The 17,462-nt window shown below is 37.8% G+C and carries 21 protein-coding genes; 15 read left to right on the plus strand and 6 right to left on the minus strand.

The features are described 5' to 3' along the window. The first annotated feature begins 59 nt into the window (after positions 1–59). Positions 60–629 (plus strand): M15 family metallopeptidase, encoded by a 570-nt coding sequence (locus ACFOUV_RS16490; RefSeq protein WP_379497884.1) that lies wholly within the window; start codon positions 60–62, stop codon positions 627–629. Between the two features lie 93 nt (positions 630–722). Continuing rightward, complete coding sequence (locus tag ACFOUV_RS16495) at positions 723–1,700, plus strand: ring-cleaving dioxygenase (protein ID WP_379497885.1); 978 nt, start codon at positions 723–725, stop codon at positions 1,698–1,700. A 604-nt stretch (positions 1,701–2,304) separates the two neighbouring features. On the opposite strand, the gene ytzI is transcribed toward ACFOUV_RS16495, so the two are convergent. Further along, on the minus strand, positions 2,305–2,472 hold the full coding sequence (gene ytzI / locus ACFOUV_RS16500; RefSeq protein WP_379497886.1) for a YtzI protein: 168 nt from the start codon (positions 2,470–2,472) through the stop codon (positions 2,305–2,307). Positions 2,473–2,872: 400 nt separating this feature from the next. Here ytzI and ehuB point away from each other — a divergent pair, with 400 nt between their 5' ends. The 4 genes from ehuB to ehuA all read left to right on the plus strand — a co-directional run bounded on the left by ehuB (position 2,873) and on the right by ehuA (position 6,122). Further along, positions 2,873–3,772 (plus strand): ectoine/hydroxyectoine ABC transporter substrate-binding protein EhuB, encoded by a 900-nt coding sequence (gene ehuB, locus ACFOUV_RS16505; RefSeq protein ID WP_379497887.1) that lies wholly within the window; start codon positions 2,873–2,875, stop codon positions 3,770–3,772. Between the two features lie 201 nt (positions 3,773–3,973). Next, the gene (locus tag ACFOUV_RS16510; RefSeq protein WP_379497903.1) at positions 3,974–4,633 is read left to right on the plus strand and encodes an amino acid ABC transporter permease; all 660 of its coding nucleotides are present in this window, start codon (positions 3,974–3,976) and stop codon (positions 4,631–4,633) included. Next, positions 4,633–5,352, plus strand: a complete 720-nt coding sequence (ehuD, locus tag ACFOUV_RS16515; RefSeq protein WP_379497888.1) for an ectoine/hydroxyectoine ABC transporter permease subunit EhuD — start codon at positions 4,633–4,635, stop codon at positions 5,350–5,352. Before ACFOUV_RS16510 ends, ehuD begins: the two co-directional genes overlap by 1 nt. Beyond that, positions 5,352–6,122, plus strand: coding sequence for an ectoine/hydroxyectoine ABC transporter ATP-binding protein EhuA (gene ehuA / locus ACFOUV_RS16520; RefSeq protein WP_379497889.1), 771 nt, complete (start codon positions 5,352–5,354; stop codon positions 6,120–6,122). The genes ehuD and ehuA overlap by 1 nt, the downstream gene beginning before the upstream one ends. A gap of 230 nt (positions 6,123–6,352) precedes the next feature. Here the strand turns inward: ehuA and murB are convergent, their stop codons facing one another. From murB to ACFOUV_RS16540, 4 genes are all read right to left on the minus strand, one after another. Further along, a complete protein-coding gene (murB, locus tag ACFOUV_RS16525; protein WP_379497890.1) occupies positions 6,353–7,276 on the minus strand; it encodes a UDP-N-acetylmuramate dehydrogenase in 924 nt (307 codons plus the stop codon). An 86-nt stretch (positions 7,277–7,362) separates the two neighbouring features. Further along, positions 7,363–8,175, minus strand: a complete 813-nt coding sequence (locus ACFOUV_RS16530; protein ID WP_379497891.1) for an alpha/beta fold hydrolase — start codon at positions 8,173–8,175, stop codon at positions 7,363–7,365. Between the two features lie 14 nt (positions 8,176–8,189). Beyond that, the gene (locus ACFOUV_RS16535) at positions 8,190–8,570 is read right to left on the minus strand and encodes a YbaN family protein (RefSeq protein ID WP_379497892.1); all 381 of its coding nucleotides are present in this window, start codon (positions 8,568–8,570) and stop codon (positions 8,190–8,192) included. 106 nt (positions 8,571–8,676) lie between these two features. Then, complete coding sequence (locus tag ACFOUV_RS16540) at positions 8,677–9,477, minus strand: histidinol-phosphatase HisJ family protein (protein ID WP_379497893.1); 801 nt, start codon at positions 9,475–9,477, stop codon at positions 8,677–8,679. 136 nt (positions 9,478–9,613) lie between these two features. On the opposite strand from ACFOUV_RS16540, the gene hisZ reads away from it, so the two are divergent. The 9 genes from hisZ to hisC are packed head-to-tail and all read left to right on the plus strand — an operon-like array spanning position 9,614 to position 17,144. Beyond that, positions 9,614–10,861 (plus strand): ATP phosphoribosyltransferase regulatory subunit, encoded by a 1,248-nt coding sequence (gene hisZ, locus ACFOUV_RS16545; RefSeq protein ID WP_379497894.1) that lies wholly within the window; start codon positions 9,614–9,616, stop codon positions 10,859–10,861. Positions 10,862–10,863: 2 nt separating this feature from the next. Beyond that, positions 10,864–11,490 carry an ATP phosphoribosyltransferase gene (gene hisG, locus ACFOUV_RS16550; protein ID WP_379497895.1) on the plus strand — a complete coding sequence of 209 codons (627 nt, stop codon included), beginning with the start codon at positions 10,864–10,866 and terminating at the stop codon, positions 11,488–11,490. Between the two features lie 6 nt (positions 11,491–11,496). After that, positions 11,497–12,783: a histidinol dehydrogenase gene (hisD, locus tag ACFOUV_RS16555; RefSeq protein WP_379497896.1), complete on the plus strand. Its 1,287-nt coding sequence runs from the start codon at positions 11,497–11,499 to the stop codon at positions 12,781–12,783. Then, on the plus strand, positions 12,776–13,360 hold the full coding sequence (gene hisB / locus ACFOUV_RS16560; RefSeq protein WP_379497897.1) for an imidazoleglycerol-phosphate dehydratase HisB: 585 nt from the start codon (positions 12,776–12,778) through the stop codon (positions 13,358–13,360). Before hisD ends, hisB begins: the two co-directional genes overlap by 8 nt. Before the next feature lie 19 nt (positions 13,361–13,379). Next, complete coding sequence (gene hisH / locus ACFOUV_RS16565; RefSeq protein ID WP_379497898.1) at positions 13,380–13,985, plus strand: imidazole glycerol phosphate synthase subunit HisH; 606 nt, start codon at positions 13,380–13,382, stop codon at positions 13,983–13,985. After that, a complete protein-coding gene (gene hisA, locus ACFOUV_RS16570) occupies positions 13,982–14,704 on the plus strand; it encodes a 1-(5-phosphoribosyl)-5-[(5-phosphoribosylamino)methylideneamino]imidazole-4-carboxamide isomerase (protein WP_379497899.1) in 723 nt (240 codons plus the stop codon). Before hisH ends, hisA begins: the two co-directional genes overlap by 4 nt. Next, positions 14,694–15,455, plus strand: a complete 762-nt coding sequence (gene hisF, locus ACFOUV_RS16575; RefSeq protein ID WP_379497900.1) for an imidazole glycerol phosphate synthase subunit HisF — start codon at positions 14,694–14,696, stop codon at positions 15,453–15,455. The genes hisA and hisF overlap by 11 nt, the downstream gene beginning before the upstream one ends. Beyond that, positions 15,455–16,096, plus strand: a complete 642-nt coding sequence (gene hisIE, locus ACFOUV_RS16580; RefSeq protein ID WP_379497901.1) for a bifunctional phosphoribosyl-AMP cyclohydrolase/phosphoribosyl-ATP diphosphatase HisIE — start codon at positions 15,455–15,457, stop codon at positions 16,094–16,096. Before hisF ends, hisIE begins: the two co-directional genes overlap by 1 nt. Further along, the gene (gene hisC, locus ACFOUV_RS16585; protein ID WP_379497902.1) at positions 16,089–17,144 is read left to right on the plus strand and encodes a histidinol-phosphate transaminase; all 1,056 of its coding nucleotides are present in this window, start codon (positions 16,089–16,091) and stop codon (positions 17,142–17,144) included. The genes hisIE and hisC overlap by 8 nt, the downstream gene beginning before the upstream one ends. 157 nt (positions 17,145–17,301) lie before the next feature. On the opposite strand, the gene ACFOUV_RS16590 is transcribed toward hisC, so the two are convergent. Beyond that, the coding region (locus ACFOUV_RS16590) for an IS3 family transposase (RefSeq protein ID WP_379497904.1) at positions 17,302–17,462 on the minus strand (161 nt) is incomplete at its 5' end.

Here is a 17,462-nt window from a genome sequence, read left to right on the forward strand (position 1 = left end):
TCATTTAAATATATCTGTTATTATGAAAGTATATCTATTCTAAAGGAGCACGCAATTGCATGAAAGGTTTTACCGATACATTCGTCATATGGATCTTCATTATTATATTTTTGATTGTGCTTTTTTTCCTTTATAACCAGTTGGAAGATAACACGTATGTACATCTAGATGAGAACGCTCCGATGCCTACAGAACTCAATCCAATCGTTGAGGAGAAAAAAAATGCTCTGATTGAGAAGGCTTCCGATAATAACATCAAAGTGTTTATAACGGAAGAAATACGTTCCTTTGAAGCCCAAAACCAATTATATGAGCAGGGGAGAAATAACAGGGGGAACATTGTCACAAATGCAAGAGCCGGAGAATCCTATCATAATTATGGGTTGGCAATTGATTATGCATTGGAAAACGATATAGGCGAGATCATCTGGGACATTCATTATGACGGTAACGATAATGGGGAACCTGATTGGTTTGAGGTTGCTGACATTGCAAAAGATTTGGGTTTCGAATGGGGAGGCGATTGGAGAAATTTTAAAGATTACCCACATTTACAAATGACATTTGGTTTAAGTATTCGCCAACTTCAAAATGGAATTCGACCTCGGCATCATGAACCGGAAGCATAATATTATAACTAGAATTTGGACAAGGCACAGAATTAAGTCTATACTTTATTTATATTTAATTAAAGATGTTTTATATTTGTAGGAGGAAAACCCATGAAGATAAAAGGTATGCATCATGTATCTGCCATTACAGCGAATGCTAAAGATAATTTTCATTTTTATACAGAGATACTCGGGATGCGACTTGTCAAAAAAACAGTCAATCAGGACGATACATCGATGTACCACTTGTTTTATGCGGATGAAACAGGAAATCCAGGCACCGATTTAACCTTCTTTGAAATTCCCAATGCCGGAACAACCTATCCGGGAGTAGGCAGTATTTCATCAACCTCCTTACGCGTTCCAAATAACGCAGCACTGGATTATTGGAAGGAACGTTTCACTGAACATAATGTTGATCATGATGATATTGCAGTACAAGGGGAACGTAAAATCATTCGTTTCCGTGACCCTGAAAAACAGCGTCTAATACTTGTTTCAGATGAGGAAAACAATGGGATTGCAGGTGGGAAGGTCTGGAAACACAGCACTGTGCCCGCCGAAAAGGGGATCATTGGGCTTGGACCCGCGAAACTGACTGTGCGTAAGGCTGAACCGACAGTGGACATATTAACCAAACTTTTGACGTTTAAACAGATTGGCAGCTACCCTTCTGAAGTTACGGATCAACCGGATATACTCGTATTCTCAACTGGTGATGGAGGAACGGGTGCAGAGGTTCATCTTGAAGTAAGAAAAGATCTTCCACAGGAAAGACCCGGACGAGGAAGTGTGCATCATGTAGCATTCCGTGTAGAAGATAAGGAAGAACTGACAAAATGGAAAGATCGTCTGGAGGAAATTAAACTACCCAATTCAGGGATGGTAGAACGTTTTTACTTCCGATCTCTATATTTTAGAGATTCGAATGGGATATTATTTGAACTTGCAACAGATGGACCAGGATTTGTAACGGATGAAGAATTTGAACATCTTGGAGAATCATTGGCATTGCCTCCTTATTTAGAAAATCAGCGTAAGAAAATTGAAGCACGCATCAAACCTTTAGAAACAAAAAGATCACACTAATGAATAGTGTGATCTTTTTTATTAGCCTGTTTTCTAAAAGATTGGGACTGCGGTTATCTTTTCCACCGAAAATTACTGCTGTTATTTCATTAAATCTATAACTATCAGTATGTAGAAACTTCGGCGACCGCTATGGGAAATACACTTCGCTTTTCGCGGGCGGCTGGTGAGCCTCTTCATGCTAACGCATTTCAGAGTCTCACCTATGCCTTTCCTCCCGCAGAAGTCTACGTGTATTTCCCATAGCTGGAAGGTTGCTGACAATGACTACACTTGCTAATAGATAAAATAACATCCTACAGCTTCACCAGTCCGGGTGAGCGAAGGGCGGTGACTCCTGTGGAAACAGCACGTGTCCGAAGACCCCACAGAGTGGGTTTCTCGAGGAGGCTGAGGCCGTGCCCGCGGAAAGCATCCGCCCAGAGTAATCCCGGACGGCAGCAATAGCATACATCTTAGAATACTATCCAGAAATTACGTCGCTTTGTAGTTGGGATCCAATAAAGATATAAGTTAGTTCGTAGTTTATCTCAACTCTTCAATGATTAAAAAACAACAAACATTACGAAAATAGCCTTTTATAACAGAATAGTAATCATGTTCTTCATTTTTCGTTTTCTCTCTTTTCCATATCTTCTTCCTTATGGTCATCAGGCAGCGGATCGACGGAATGCTTATAACCGTATCCTTTTGACAATGTTACGAGCGAAAGGCCTACAACAATTACTACAACGATCAACGATACAATTCCAACAGTTATATATGTCCCCATTAATTAAAACCCCACTTCGTTTCGCCTTCTTAAACGATCTTTATATACAGATTAAACCACAGTTATCGACTTTTCAATGGTTATATAACAAAATATATTCGTTATTTCCTCCTAAATCTAGTGTAAATGAGAGTATTTGGAATTATCTATGAGTATCTTTCTGTAACTTAAAGCTTATATAACTTAAACGTTGAATTTGAAGGTAATTTACAAATTATCTAAAAATACAGTGTTTGAAGAATAAGCTAAAAATCTATAACATTATACTTATGAATGTTGGAACCTAATTTCTTCCATTCTATTTTTTTCACCACTTTACGGTGATATATACCTAGTAAAAAGTCATCATACAGAGAAACATAGTTTGTCATCACTACAATACACAGGGAGGTCATTGATTTTGAGAAAATTATTAGTTACATTATTTTTTGGCTCCATACTCTTACTTCTGGCTGCTTGCGGTTCAGATGAGGGTGATTCCAACGCTGAATCAGGCGAAAGTGAAGATAGTGGAAGCAAATTGGAAGAATTGCAAGAAAAAGGTTCAGTTACCATTGGTTTTGCCAATGAGGCACCCTACGCATATGAAGATGGAGAATTAAAAGGTGCATCGGTTGATATTGCAAAAGCAGTATTTGCAGAGCTTGGTATTGAGGAAATGGATTCTCAACTTTCTGATTGGGGCCAACTAATTCCAGGAGTACAAGCAGGACAATTTGATGTTATTACCGCTGGTATGGCAATCAACCCAGACCGTTGTGAAAATGCAGCATTTAGTGAACCTACGATGCAATATGGTGAAGGGCTGATTGTAGAAGCTGGAAACCCATTAGGCTTAGAGAGCTATGAAGACATTGCCAATAACCCAGATGTAACTGTTGTCGTTATGGAAGGTGCAACTGAAGTAGAGTTTCTAAAATCTGAAGGTGTAAGTGAAGATCAAATCCAAACAGCACCGGATATTCCAGCAACATTTTCAGCTGTACAATCCGGTCGTGCCGATGCTACTACAGGTACGGAAATGACAGTTAAAATGGCTTTAGAGTCAGCTAATACCGATGAACTAGAATTTGTTGAATCGTTTGAACAACCAGATATTGAAGGCGTGCCAAGTTTTGGTGCCGCGGCATTCAGTTTAGAAAATACTGAATTACGTGATGCTTACAATGAGAAACTAGCAGAATTAAAAGAAGACGGAACAATTTCTGAACTACTGGAAGCTAACGGTTTCAATGGAGAAAGTAACTTCGTACCAGTAGATGCCGTAACAACTGAACAGATTTGTAACGGAGAAGCTTAATATTTAAAACTTTATAAGTAAGATTACATGAAGGTATGACTCCATAGGGTCCGGTTCCCTCACCCAGGGGACTGGCCCTATGTTTTTTTCCGGTTTAGAAAGGTATTTTCCTGTTTTACATATTATGTTACGGATCCTATTAAATATTTTTGGTTTATTATGAAATAAAATACCATAAAATCCTATAAAGGAGTGATTACGATTAACGCAATCATTGAGATTACCCCACAACTTGCCAGAGGTCTTGGTATAACTATCAGTGTGCTTCTTGCCTCAGCAGTCTTTGCTTACTTGATGGCCTTTATTGCTGGTTTATGCCGCCTTTCTAAAAATGTGTTCATTCGGAAATTCACTGGTTTTTACGTTGAAGTATTCCGTGGAACCTCCTTAATCGTTCAATTATTTTGGCTTTACTATGCAGTCCCCATGCTTTTTGGAATAGAACTCGGTTCCAATTGGTGGATTGGTGTAATAGCAATTGGATTGAATTATGGTGCATATCTTTCTGAAGTTGTCCGCGGATCTATCCTATCTGTTGCGGAGGGACAAACAGAAGCTGCAACAGCACTCAATATGTCCAGTTTTCAACGTATGAGACTGATTATTTTCCCTCAGGCTGTACGCATGATGCTTCCTGAGTTCGGTAATTATACGATCCAAATGTTAAAAGGTACATCTTTAGTATCATTAATTGGAATGAATGATATTTTATACTACGGAGATATCATAAGAAGTTCCAATCTCTCGCAAGCACCACTTGTATACTTCTTAGTACTTGTTTTCTACTTTATCATTGCACTTCCATTGATAGCCTTAACAAGAAAAGGTGAAAGCATTTCAAAGAAAGGAGTGGCTAGCTAATGAATTTTACTTACTGGAACTGGGATACATTTCTTGATGCGCTACCTTTCGTACTACAAGGTTTAGGTATAACGGTTGGTCTAACAATTACATGTTATCTATTTGCACTCGTATTTGGTTTTGTTTGGACATTTTTACGCAGAGTTCCAAATAGAATAGTAAACTTTATCGTTACATGGACAATGGAATTTATTCGCTCTACACCTCCTCTTGTTCAGTTATTTTTTATTTACTATGCATGGCCGATGATACCAGGCATAGGTGTAACATTAAGCCCCTTCGCAAGTGCAGTAATTGGGCTTGGAATTCACTTCAGTACATATGTAGGTGAAATCTATCGTTCTGGTATTGAAAGTATTGATAAGGGCCAATGGGAAGCTTCACGTGCGTTAAACTTTACGACAATTGATAAATGGAAGAAGATTATTTTACCACAGGCAATACCGCCAACAATTCCTATGCTTGGAAACTATTTTATTATTATGTTTAAAGAGGTTCCACTTGCTTCAACAATAGGTGTAGCTGGTATAATGCTTATGGCTAACAGTTACGGTGCACAGAACTGGGCTTACTTAGAGCCATTGACAATTGTTGGGATGATTTTCTTAACACTAAGCTATCCATCTGCAATTCTAATTAAAAAATTAGAAGTAAAAATGAACACTCGATTTGATAAGAATGCGACTGTGAAAAGCACGAAAAAAGGAGCAGTGATGTAATGTCTGAACCAATTGTAAAATTCCAAGATGTACACAAATCCTTTGGAGATGTAAAAGTCTTAAAAGGAATTAACTTAGATATTAAACCCGCCGAAAAAGTAGCGGTAATTGGACCAAGTGGATCCGGTAAAACGACCATCATCCGAATGCTGATGACATTGGAAGAACCGACATCTGGCGATATTATTGTCGACGGTACGAATCTATGGAAAATGGAAAAGAAAGGTGAAATGGTTAAAGCAAATGAAAAACATTTAAGAGAAGTCCGCGGAGATATTGGTATGGTGTTTCAGCACTTTAACCTCTTTCCACATATGACCATACTGGAAAACTGCATGACTGCGCCAATTCATGTAAAAAAAGAAAACAAAGAAGATGTGCGGAAACGATCCATTCAAATGCTAGATCGAGTTGGTCTTGGAGATAAATTAAATAATTACCCAAGTCAACTTTCAGGTGGGCAAAAACAACGTGTAGCAATGGCTCGTGCTTTAGTTATGCGCCCGAAAATTATGTTATTTGATGAGGTAACTTCCGCACTTGACCCGGAATTAGTTGGAGAAGTTCTTGAGGTTATCCGTGATATCGCTAAAAATGATGATATGGCCATGGTCCTTGTTACACATGAGATGGACTTTGCCCTTGATATAGCAGATAAAGTGTTATTCCTTGACGAAGGTGTCATTGCAGAGCAAGGAACAGCGAGTCAAGTTATTGAACATTCTACAAATGAGAGACTGCAAGAATTTCTACACAGGTTTAGAGGATAGATGTATTCTTATTGCAATGTCCCCTCGATGGGGACATTGCAGTTTTTTGGTGTGCCTTCACTTCTCAGCATGCTTTATTCCGCGAATACGTAGCTTTATTCCGCTAATTCTTTAATTTTTCCGCGGTCCCAATGATGAATCCCGCTAATTCTTCATTTATTCCGCGAAACGGTTATCCTCTCCATAGCAAAAAAGCTGCGATCACCTATATGATGGTCACAGCTTTTTTGTTATTGAACTAAATCTTCACCAATTATTTTGACTTCACGCTCTAGATTCACATCAAATTTATCTTTTACAGTAGCTTGCACGAAATGAATCAGATCTATATACTCTTTTGCAGTAGAATTATCTTTATTGACGATAAAACCTGCATGTTTAAGCGAAACCTGTGCGCCACCGATCTGCTTTCCTTGAAGATCACTATCCTGGATCAATTTCCCTGCAAAATAGCCTGGTGGACGCTTAAACACACTTCCACAAGATGGGTATTCTAGTGGCTGCTTTGTTTCCCTACGATTCGTCAGATCGTCCATAACTTCCTTAATGGTATCGTATTCTCCATGTTCAAGTGTGAACGTTGCTTCCAGAACAATATAGCCTTTATCAGGTATATTACTCGTTCGATAATCCAGATCAAGTTGTTCGGCAGGTAAGGTCAGAATGTCTCCTTCACGGTTGACTACTACCGTGCTCGTTAAGACATCTTTAACTTCCCCACCATATGCACCCGCATTCATGAATAGGGCTCCCCCAACAGAACCTGGTATACCACAAGCAAATTCCAAACCGGTCAATTTCTCATTTAACGCCTCCCGGGAAGTATCAATAATCCTCGCCCCACTCCCGGCAATGATCGTATTACCAATCGCTTTTATATCAGCAAGCTTCTGGAGATTCATGACAATTCCACGAATCCCACCATCTTTCACAATTAAGTTGGATCCATTACCAAGCATCGTAAAAGTAATATTTTCCTGATTGGCTAGCTTTATAATGTCCTGTACTTGTTCGTAAGTTTCAGGTGTTACATAAAAATCTGCCTTACCCCCTAGACGGGTATACGTATGATTTTTTAAGAGCTCATTCACCATCACATTACTCTTGGATGTTATTTGTATTAATTTATCGTACATATGATGATTCGTTGTCACTCATATCATTCCTTTAAAAAATTATTCAACAAACAGGCAGTAGACCCTGTTGACTTTTTTCATAAACAATCCTTATCTATTGTAAGTTATTGGCCATCATCTTGCCACAAAAAAGAATGTATCATTTTGTCTACTTCTTTATTTTCATGCAATGCACTATGGCCCAATCGTTTATTTTCAATAATAATTTCCTGATAATTCCCTATCGGTATAATCCTTCGTAATGCCTGTACACTTTTGGGGGTTGCAATAAGATCTCCCGTACTACCGATACTCAATACTTTAATATCAGCTGGAAATGTACTTTCCTTTAACAGTTGAAGCGCAAGTGAATTCGGTTTTAAATCCTCTGCTGCTGCATCTTGATGAATTTGAAAATAGTCCTCATTGTATATTCCATCAAATGGACTTCCAATGGTAATCAATTTATTTACTTTTGGATAACCGTCCCCTGCATAATCCATTGTATATTTCAGGGAAATTATCCCTCCCATGGAATGTCCCACAAGATTAACGGACTCAATCTGATACTTTTCTTTCATATGCAGAAGAACCGAGGAAATCCATTCTGTACTATCTGCAAAACCCGCTCGATTATTTTCTAGAATAATTTGAACGAAGGTTGGGGCATATTTACCTTTACTTAGATTATAATCACGTATTCTTCCTTCTTTGGAAACATAATAGACCAATCCCTTATTTCCCCATCCATATTTTTTTTCGAACCTGTTGAGCATAAATCCAAAAGAATTCGCTGTCCCTTTATAACCATGAATAAAAACGGTTGGCTCACCAAGGAATAATTCGGATTTAGCCTTATTCGGCATATAGATGATCGTCAATATTCCAGAAATAAGCATCGATACGGTTACAATATTTATAATATGTTTGTTTTTCAAGAACTTCCCCTCATTTATATCGTTTTGCGCAAAGTTTTCTGCTTTAGTATAAACCATGTAAAATAGGAACCCGTTAGAAATAAGACTATTTTCACAACGACTAAAGGGATGACAAATATAATAGTATAGAGCAATGAGATCCATAATAAGCTTACACCAACAACCTTAGCTTTCAACGGTATCCCTTTTCCCTCTCTATAGTTTAAAATATAAGACCCAAAATATTTATTCGTTATCAACCAGTTATACAGTCTTTCTGAGCTTCGTATATAACATGCTGCTGCCAATAGTAGCAACGGTGTCGTCGGAAGTAATGGGAGAATTATCCCCACTATCCCTAACACGAGTGAAATCGATCCTATTATAATCAAGAAAAGCTTTTTAATATAATTCATGAATACACCAGCTTAAAAAATGTAATGTTTCTTAATTATACCATTTAGGAACATTCCCAAGAGATGTATAGCTAAAAAAGTCACATAAATTTCCTATTTCACAATGTTATTTTAACAATGTACTTATTTTATGGAAAACCGGTTCGCCATTTTGATATGTTGCAATATAGTTTAACCCAATGGACTGCAGTAACTCCAATGACTCATGGAACTTATATGCAAGTGTTGTTTCCACATGGGAATCTGAACCGAGAGTAACAATTTCTCCACCACATTTTTTATAAAGCTTGAAAATGTCTATACTTGGCATACCACTTTCAAGTCCATATCTAAAACCCGATGTATTTAACTCAATCCCCTTTCCTTCGGGGATAATTTCTTTAAATATATCACCGATGATGTCGTGGAAGTTTTCTTTACTCTTCTCTTTTGTATACCGTTTTACTAGATCAATATGTCCTAGCACATGAAAATCCTTAAAGTCCTTTATACACTCATATAGTTCTTTATAATATATCCCATATGCTTCTTCTACTGTCCTGTTTTTAAAAAACTCTCCTGAATGTAAATCCTTTCTTTCCGATGCATGCATGGAACAAATGACAAAATCAAAAGTTTCCTGGTTCATCAAATCTTTATGCTTTGCCGATAAGTGTGGCTGCACCCCTATTTCCACACCTTTTTTTATACGAATTTTCTCTGCATATTTTTCTTGCATTTCTTTTATTTTTTTATCGTATTGATTTAAATCAAATTCAAATATCCAATCTTCATCCGGGTAATCATAATCAATGTGATCCGTAAAACAAATCTCCTCAAGACCGATATTTATTGCCTTCTCAATTGTTGTTTCCATCGCAGTATTGCAATCTGCTGAAAACTTACTGTGGATATGATAATCAAACATATTTTTCGCTCCTCTTTCGGTTGACTTTTTTTGATATAATTATTATAATACTAGATAACTTTACTTAGTTAAAGTGATAAAGCGATAAATTGATAAAGGGTATAAAATAAACAACCTCTAAAAAGGAGTTTTATAAATGCAACGATATATTACGGAAACAAACAGAAATAAGAATGTGGAAGACTTTCAAATGAGAGATGATTTAATTGCTACATTAAAAAATCGCTTTACTACTTATGGCTATAGACAAGTACAAACATCAACATTTGAAAATTATGATATGTATTCCGACATAATTGGAACTGTAAATAAAGATGAAATGATTAAAGTCATCGATACAACTGGAAAAGTACTCGTTCTTCGTCCGGATGTAACGATTCCTATTACTAGAATAACAGCAGCCAATCAGAATTCCAATGACTTTAATCAGCGTTTATTCTACGTACTAGACATATTTCGCCAATCTAGTGGACTTCCTAATCAGAAGGAAAGCACACAGGCAGGTGTCGAGTTTTTCGGGGAAAATACACCTGAAATAGATTCAGAAGTTATCATGCTGGCAATCCATACATTAAAGGATCTTAATTTTCGAAATTTCAAGATAGAAATTGGTCACGCGGGATTCTTTAAAGAACTAATCCAACAGGCGTCATTGTCCGAACAGGAACTGGAACTTTTACAAACGTTAATTCAGTCTAAAAATATAACGGAAATTGAACTTCTTTTAAATGATTTGCCGATTGAGGAAGAACTGCAAACAGCTATACAGACTATTCCGATGTTATATGGTGAACCTGCCAGTGTCATCCAGCAAGCGGAGAAGATTATTCGAAGTGATAAGATGCAGCAAGTTCTCCATAATCTTATCGATGTATATGAAGTTCTGAAGGATTACGGTGTAGACGACTATGTCATTTTCAACCTTGGATTAATTAACAATATGAATTACTACTCGGGAATTATTTTTCAAGGATTTGTTGATCAAGTTGGCCAACCTGTCTTAATGGGTGGTAGATATGATAATCTCGGCAAACAATTTAACAATGCCATGCCTGCTATCGGTTTTGCATTCGAAGTTGACTTTCTCCAGCAGGCAATTCAACAGCAGGGATTGGCAGAACCTGTGGATCAAGCAGTCGATATTATAATTTATTATACAAAGGAAAAACAAAAAGAAGCTTTAAAAGCAGCGTACGAACTGCGTAATCAAAATTATCAAGTCTTAACATTTTCCAAAGCGTCCAGTAGCTTAAAACCGCTATCTTCCATAAATATAGTAAACTATGAGGAAGAACAGAATATACTTTTCAGCAATAACAAGAAACATACCTTTTCTGAAACGAAAGAGATAATATCGCTCATAGAGAGTACAAAGGAGGATTAACATTGCAACCTATTACAATCGCATTAGCCAAGGGGCGCCCAGCAAAAAGTACGATTGCTCTTTTAGAGAAAACAGGCATCCATTTTAATGATTTTCATGAGAAAAGCAGGAAACTAGTTTTCTATAATGATGATCAAACAATTAAACTCATTTTTGTCAAAGCAATCGATGTACCAACATATGTGGATAAAGGTGCTGCAGATATTGGAATTGTTGGGAAAGATAATATACTGGAGTCACAGGCCGATGTGTATGAACTGTTAGATTTAGGTCTTGGAAAATGCAGATTTGCAGTGGCTGGAAAAGAAGATCAGCAATTAAAACAGAGTCAACAGCTTACAATTGCAACGAAATATCCGATTATTGCCAAAAGGCACTTTGATAAAAAAGGCCAATCCATTGAAGTTGTGAAACTGAACGGTTCCGTCGAATTGGCACCACTTATTGGTCTAGCAGATTATATTGTGGATATCGTTGAGACAGGAAATACACTGAAAGAAAATGGTCTAACCGTTTTTGAGGAAATTGAAAATATCAGCACGAGGTTAATCGTGAATAAAGCGAGTTTCGCCACAAAGTCTGCTGAGGTTCAGCAGCTAATTAATCAATTAAAATCCGCTTTGGAGTGATAAATAATGAACATACTAACAGCAGAGCAATTTGCCAATGAAATGAAAGACCCGTCTTTCACAATGAATAATGAGCAGGCGCTTGATCATACAGTTTTGGAAATAATTAAACACGTACGCAAAGATGGTGATGATGCACTAATCCGCTACACCGAAAAATTCGACCGGGCAAAATTGAATTCATTAACCGTCTCAGAGGATGAATTTAAAGAAGCAAGAGAACTTGTGGACCCAGCATTTCTCCCTGCCTTGAAACAGGCAAAAGAAAACATCGAATCATTTCATAATGCTCAAAAGGAACAATCCTGGTTCATGAATAAAGAACCAGGAATCATGCTCGGACAAAAGGTTACCCCATTAGATAAAGTTGGTGTCTATATTCCAGGAGGAAAAGCTGCCTATCCATCTTCCGTCTTAATGGATGTCATTCCAGCAAAGATAGCTGGCGTGAAGAAAATTGTAATTACCACTCCTCCACAGCCAAATGGAAAGGTTAACCCTTATGTACTTGTTGCCGCCGAGGAAGTTGGTGTCCATACCATCTATAAAGTTGGAGGAGCGCAAGCAATCGCAGCGTTAGCATACGGAACCGAGACGATTGAAAAGGTAGCAAAAATTGTTGGTCCGGGAAACGCTTATGTTGCCAGAGCCAAAAAGTGGGTTTACGGTGACGTAGCAATTGATATGATTGCAGGTCCCAGTGAAATCTGTGTCGTAGCTGATGAAACAGCTCCACCAAACTATGTTGCAGCAGACTTACTATCGCAGGCAGAGCATGATGAATCTGCAAGCGCAATATGTATAGCAACAAGCAATACATTGGCAGAGCAAATAAAATTGGAAATTGAAAAACAGACAGCAACACTAGAACGGAAAGAAATTATTGAACAATCAATTAACCAACACGGAAAGATTATTGTTGCTTCTGATTTAACCGAGGCCTTTACAATCGTCAACGAAATTGCACCGGAACACTTGCAGCTGATGATTAAAAATGCCAGTGACAACGTACAGTTTATCGAAAATGCTGGGGCCATATTCCTTGGTAATTATTCACCAGAGCCACTAGGTGATTACTTTGCTGGTCCAAATCATACATTACCAACAAATGGTACGGCAAAATTTGCCTCACCTCTTGGTGTATATGATTTTATAAAAAAATCGAGTATTATCAGTTATTCGAAAGATGCCATTCAAGATGCTGCCGATCAAATTATTACGATAGCAAATGTAGAAGGATTAACAGCACATGCAAATTCCATCCGGATCAGAAAGGATGAACCAAATGCGTAAAGCAACAGTAAGCAGACAAACAAGCGAAACATCCATTGACCTTGATTTTACGATAGATGGTGACGGAACTTCTTCCATTAAAACTGGGATTGGATTTTTCGACCATATGTTAACATTAATGACAAAGCACGGTTTATTTAACCTAGAAGTAAATTGTGATGGTGATCTTGAAGTCGATCAGCATCACTCGGTCGAAGATATTGGAATTGCCCTTGGACAGGCTTTTCATAAAGCGCTAGGTGATAAAAAAGGAATCACTAGATATGCTACGGTGACAACTCCAATGGATGAGGCATTATCTACCGTTTCCTTGGACATTAGCGGACGCCCCTATTTTGTCTATCATATGGAGGGATTAAAAGATAAAGTTGGCAACTTTGATACAGAACTCGTTGAAGAATTTTTCCAAGCTTTTGTCAGCAATGCAAAAGTAACCCTTCATATCAATCTGGCTTACGGAAAAAATACGCATCACATGATTGAATCGATTTTTAAAGGATTTGGCCGCGCCTTAGATCAGGCTACTCAGAAAAACCCACGTATAAAAGGCGTTCCTTCAACAAAGGGAAGTTTATAATAAGAAAGGAAGATACGTAATGATTGCAATCATTGATTATGGTGCAGGGAATATTAAAAGCCTGCAATTTGCATTGGATAAATTAAATAAGGATTCTGTCGTGACTAACGACCCTCAAATAATCAGAGATGCTTCTTCCATCATTCTTCCCGGTGTAGGAGCCTTTAAGGATGCGATGGATGCTATCAACGAACTCGGCTTGGCAAGCATATTGAAACAGGAAGTTGCTGCCGGAAAGCCCATTCTAGGCATCTGTCTCGGAATGCAACTATTCTATGAAAGAAGCTATGAAGATGGTGACTGGGAAGGGCTCGGATTTCTAAAAGGGAATGTAAGCAAAATTAAAGATATCGTTAAGGTTCCTCATATGGGTTGGAATACTATCACCAAGCATCAAGAAAGTTCATTATTGAACGACTTGCCAGAAAACTTTTACGTTTATTTCGTTCATTCTTATGCAGTTAGTTCACTTGAAGAAAACGCTCTTGTCGGCAGCACGCAATACGGTGGAGTTGTTCCTGCTATTGTTCAGCAAGGGAATGTAACAGGCATGCAATTTCACCCAGAAAAAAGCGGGGATATCGGAATTAAACTACTACAAAACTATGGGGAGATGATTTCATGATTCTATTTCCAGCAATTGATATTCGTGGCGGGAAATGTGTCCGTCTTACACAAGGAGATTATAATAAAGAGAAAATCTACGGAGATTCCCCAACAGCAATGGCTTCCCAATGGCAGGAAAAAGGTGCGGAATATATACATACGGTAGATCTTGACGGGGCTAAAACAGGAGATTCACTGAACCTTGATGCAATTAAAGAGATTGCCGCAAATACCAATATTCCTGTTCAAGTTGGTGGCGGTATTCGTTCACTGGATATTATAGATGATTACCTATCTGCCGGTGTTTCACGCGTTATCATTGGTACAGCCGCCATTAATAACAAGCAATTTTTAAAAGAATCCGTAGAGAAGTATGGTTCGAAAATTGCAGTTTCTATTGATGCACGTAATGGATTTGTTGCAACAGATGGTTGGACAGAAACAAGTACAGTAAAAGCAATTGACCTTGTAAAAGAATTGGAAGCACTTGGAGTGGAGACGATTGTTTACACTGATATTTTAAAGGATGGAATGATGCAAGGTCCAAACTTCGAGGAACTGGAAGCCATTAACAACGCCACAAATATGAATGTCATTGCTTCCGGCGGTGTTTCTACAAAGCAAGATATTCGTAAACTGGCTTCTCTTAACCTTTATGGAGCAATTATCGGAAAGGCATTGTATGATGGAACATTGAAATTTGAAGAACTAACAGCAGGTGATCAAAATGCTGGCTAAACGAATTGTCCCGTGTCTGGATGTAGATAAAGGCCGCGTTGTAAAAGGGAAAAAATTTCAGAATATCAAAGATGTTGCTGATCCAGTCGAATTAGCAAAAAGATACAATGAAGCAGGTGCAGATGAACTTGTATTCTATGACATTACAGCTTCTAATGAAGAAAGGGATATTTTCCTTGATGTTGTAGAAAGTGTCGCTAGAGAAATCGCTATCCCCTTCACAGTTGGTGGAGGAATTCGGACAGTGGAGGACATTCATAAAGTACTCCGCTCCGGTGCAGATAAGGTATCGATAAATAGTGCAGCAGTAAACAATCCCAGTCTTATCACAAAAGCCGCTTTGAAGTTTGGCAGTCAATGCATTGTATTATCCATCGACGCAAAAGAAGTGGCATCGAACAAGTGGAACGTCTTCACGAACGGAGGACGCAAAGATACCGGACTCGATGCGATTGAATGGGCAAAACGCGGGGAAGAACTTGGCGCAGGTGAACTTGTAATTAATGCAATGGATTCAGACGGTGAAAAAAACGGCTATAATCTCTCATTAACTAAAATAATAGCTGAAACGGTTAATATTCCCGTTGTCGCAAGTGGAGGAGCCGGGATAAAAGAACATTTCAGTACTGTATTAAAGGAAGGTGCTGATGCAGCACTAGCAGCTTCTGTATTTCACTATAATGAGATAAAAATAACCGATTTAAAAAAATATCTTTACGAGGAAGACATCATTGTCAGGAGGAACAACTAATGGAAATAAACATCGAACAGCTCTCGTTTGGTCAAGACGGACTTATCCCTGCAATTGTACAGGATGCAGACAATGGGAGCGTATTAACATTGGCATATATGAATCAGGACTCTTTACTGAAAACAATTCAAACGAATGAAACTTGGTTCTTTTCAAGAAAGCGTCAGACACTCTGGAACAAAGGGGAAACATCAGGGAACAAGCAGGAGGTTAAAAAAATAACCTTTGATTGTGATGCAGATGCACTGTTGGTACAAGTCAAACCAATAGGTCCAGCATGTCATACCGGAGAAGAAACCTGCTTTCATAACGAGCTTTATACAAGTGAAGTTCCATCACATGATATCGTTTATCAAATTATTGCAAGAATTAAGGATCGCCGTGTGAACCCTGTTGACGGAGCTTATACTTCTTATCTTTTTGAAAAAGGAATTGATAAAGTACTGAAAAAGGTTGGAGAAGAAACAACAGAAGTAGTAATCGGGGCAAAAAATAACGATAAGCAGGAAACAACAAGTGAAATTTCGGATCTTACCTATCACACACTTGTATTAATGGAACTCATGGGTATTTCCATAACAGATGTTAAAAATGAACTATTGAAAAGGCATATTAAAAAGGAAGGTCAAAATCGTGAGTAAATTTTGGAGCGAGGCGACAAAACGATGCGTTCCTTATGTTCCTGGGGAGCAACTTAATAGAACGAATATTATCAAATTGAATACCAATGAAAATCCGTATCCACCTTCTCCCAAGGTAATAAAAGCAATAATAGAGGAAACAGACCGAAATTTGAACCTCTATCCCTCACCAACAGCTGATAAGCTAAAGGAGGAGATTGCTGCATTCCATCATTTATCGAAAGCAAATATATTTGTTGGAAATGGTTCAGACGAAATATTGGCTTTCGCATTTATGGCATTTTTTGATTCAAATAGGAAAATTAAATATCCAGCCATTTCGTACAGTTTTTATCCGGTATATGCGAAACTTTTTAATATACAATCTGAACAGGTTCCTCTGAACGCTGATTTCACAATCCCTGTTGAAGACTTTTTCAATTCTGAAGGTGGAGTTATCTTTCCCAACCCTAATGCACCCACAGGTATTTATTTGGAAATTGAATCGGTAAAAGAAATTTTGGAACACAATTCGGATCAAGTTGTTATTGTTGATGAAGCATATATTGATTTCGCTTCCGAATCAGCGGTTTCCTTAATCAATTCCTATGAAAATTTACTCGTAATACAGACGATGTCCAAATCAAGATCTCTCGCAGGACTTCGGGTAGGCTTTGCTTTAGGACAACCTGATTTGATAGAAGGATTAGGTCGCATTAAAGACTCTTTTAATTCCTATACTGTAGACAGGCTGGCAATCAATGGAGCAGAAGCTGCGATAAAAGATGTGGATTATTTTAACGATACTAGAAATAGAATTATCCAAACGAGAGAATGGACGATAGCAGAGATGAATAAACGTGGATTTTCTGTCTTACCTTCCCAAACAAATTTCATCTTTGCTACACATCCTGAACAGGAAGCAAGTCAACTGTATTCCTCTTTAAAAGAAAAGGGGATCTTAGTAAGGCATTTCCAGAAAAAACCGATAGAGGACTATATTCGGATAACTATTGGCACGGATGAACAAATGCAGACATTCTTTAAAACACTGGATGTTATTATTTAGCGGTTCTTTCTATCTTTTCAATTATGAAAAAAAAATCTTTACTTAATTTTTATTGATTTAATTACTCGTAGTTGAGGTAAACTACAAACTAGGACACTTCGACAACCGCTCTGGGAAATATACTTGCAGTTGGTGTGACCCCCAATAGTTGGAGTTTTTAAGAAACGATTAGATCGGTATGAATTCGGTATTGAACTGGGCTCATACCGTTCAATCTTCCTTTAATTCGTTTGTTATTGTAATAATAAATATAGTCTTCAATTTTACGTTTTAATTCTTCATAGGTACAGAGAGGTTCCCCATGATACCTTTCTTGTT

The sequence above is a fragment of the Oceanobacillus longus genome, from assembly GCF_042650085.1.
Taxonomy (GTDB): Bacteria; Bacillota; Bacilli; order Bacillales; family Amphibacillaceae; genus Oceanobacillus; species Oceanobacillus longus.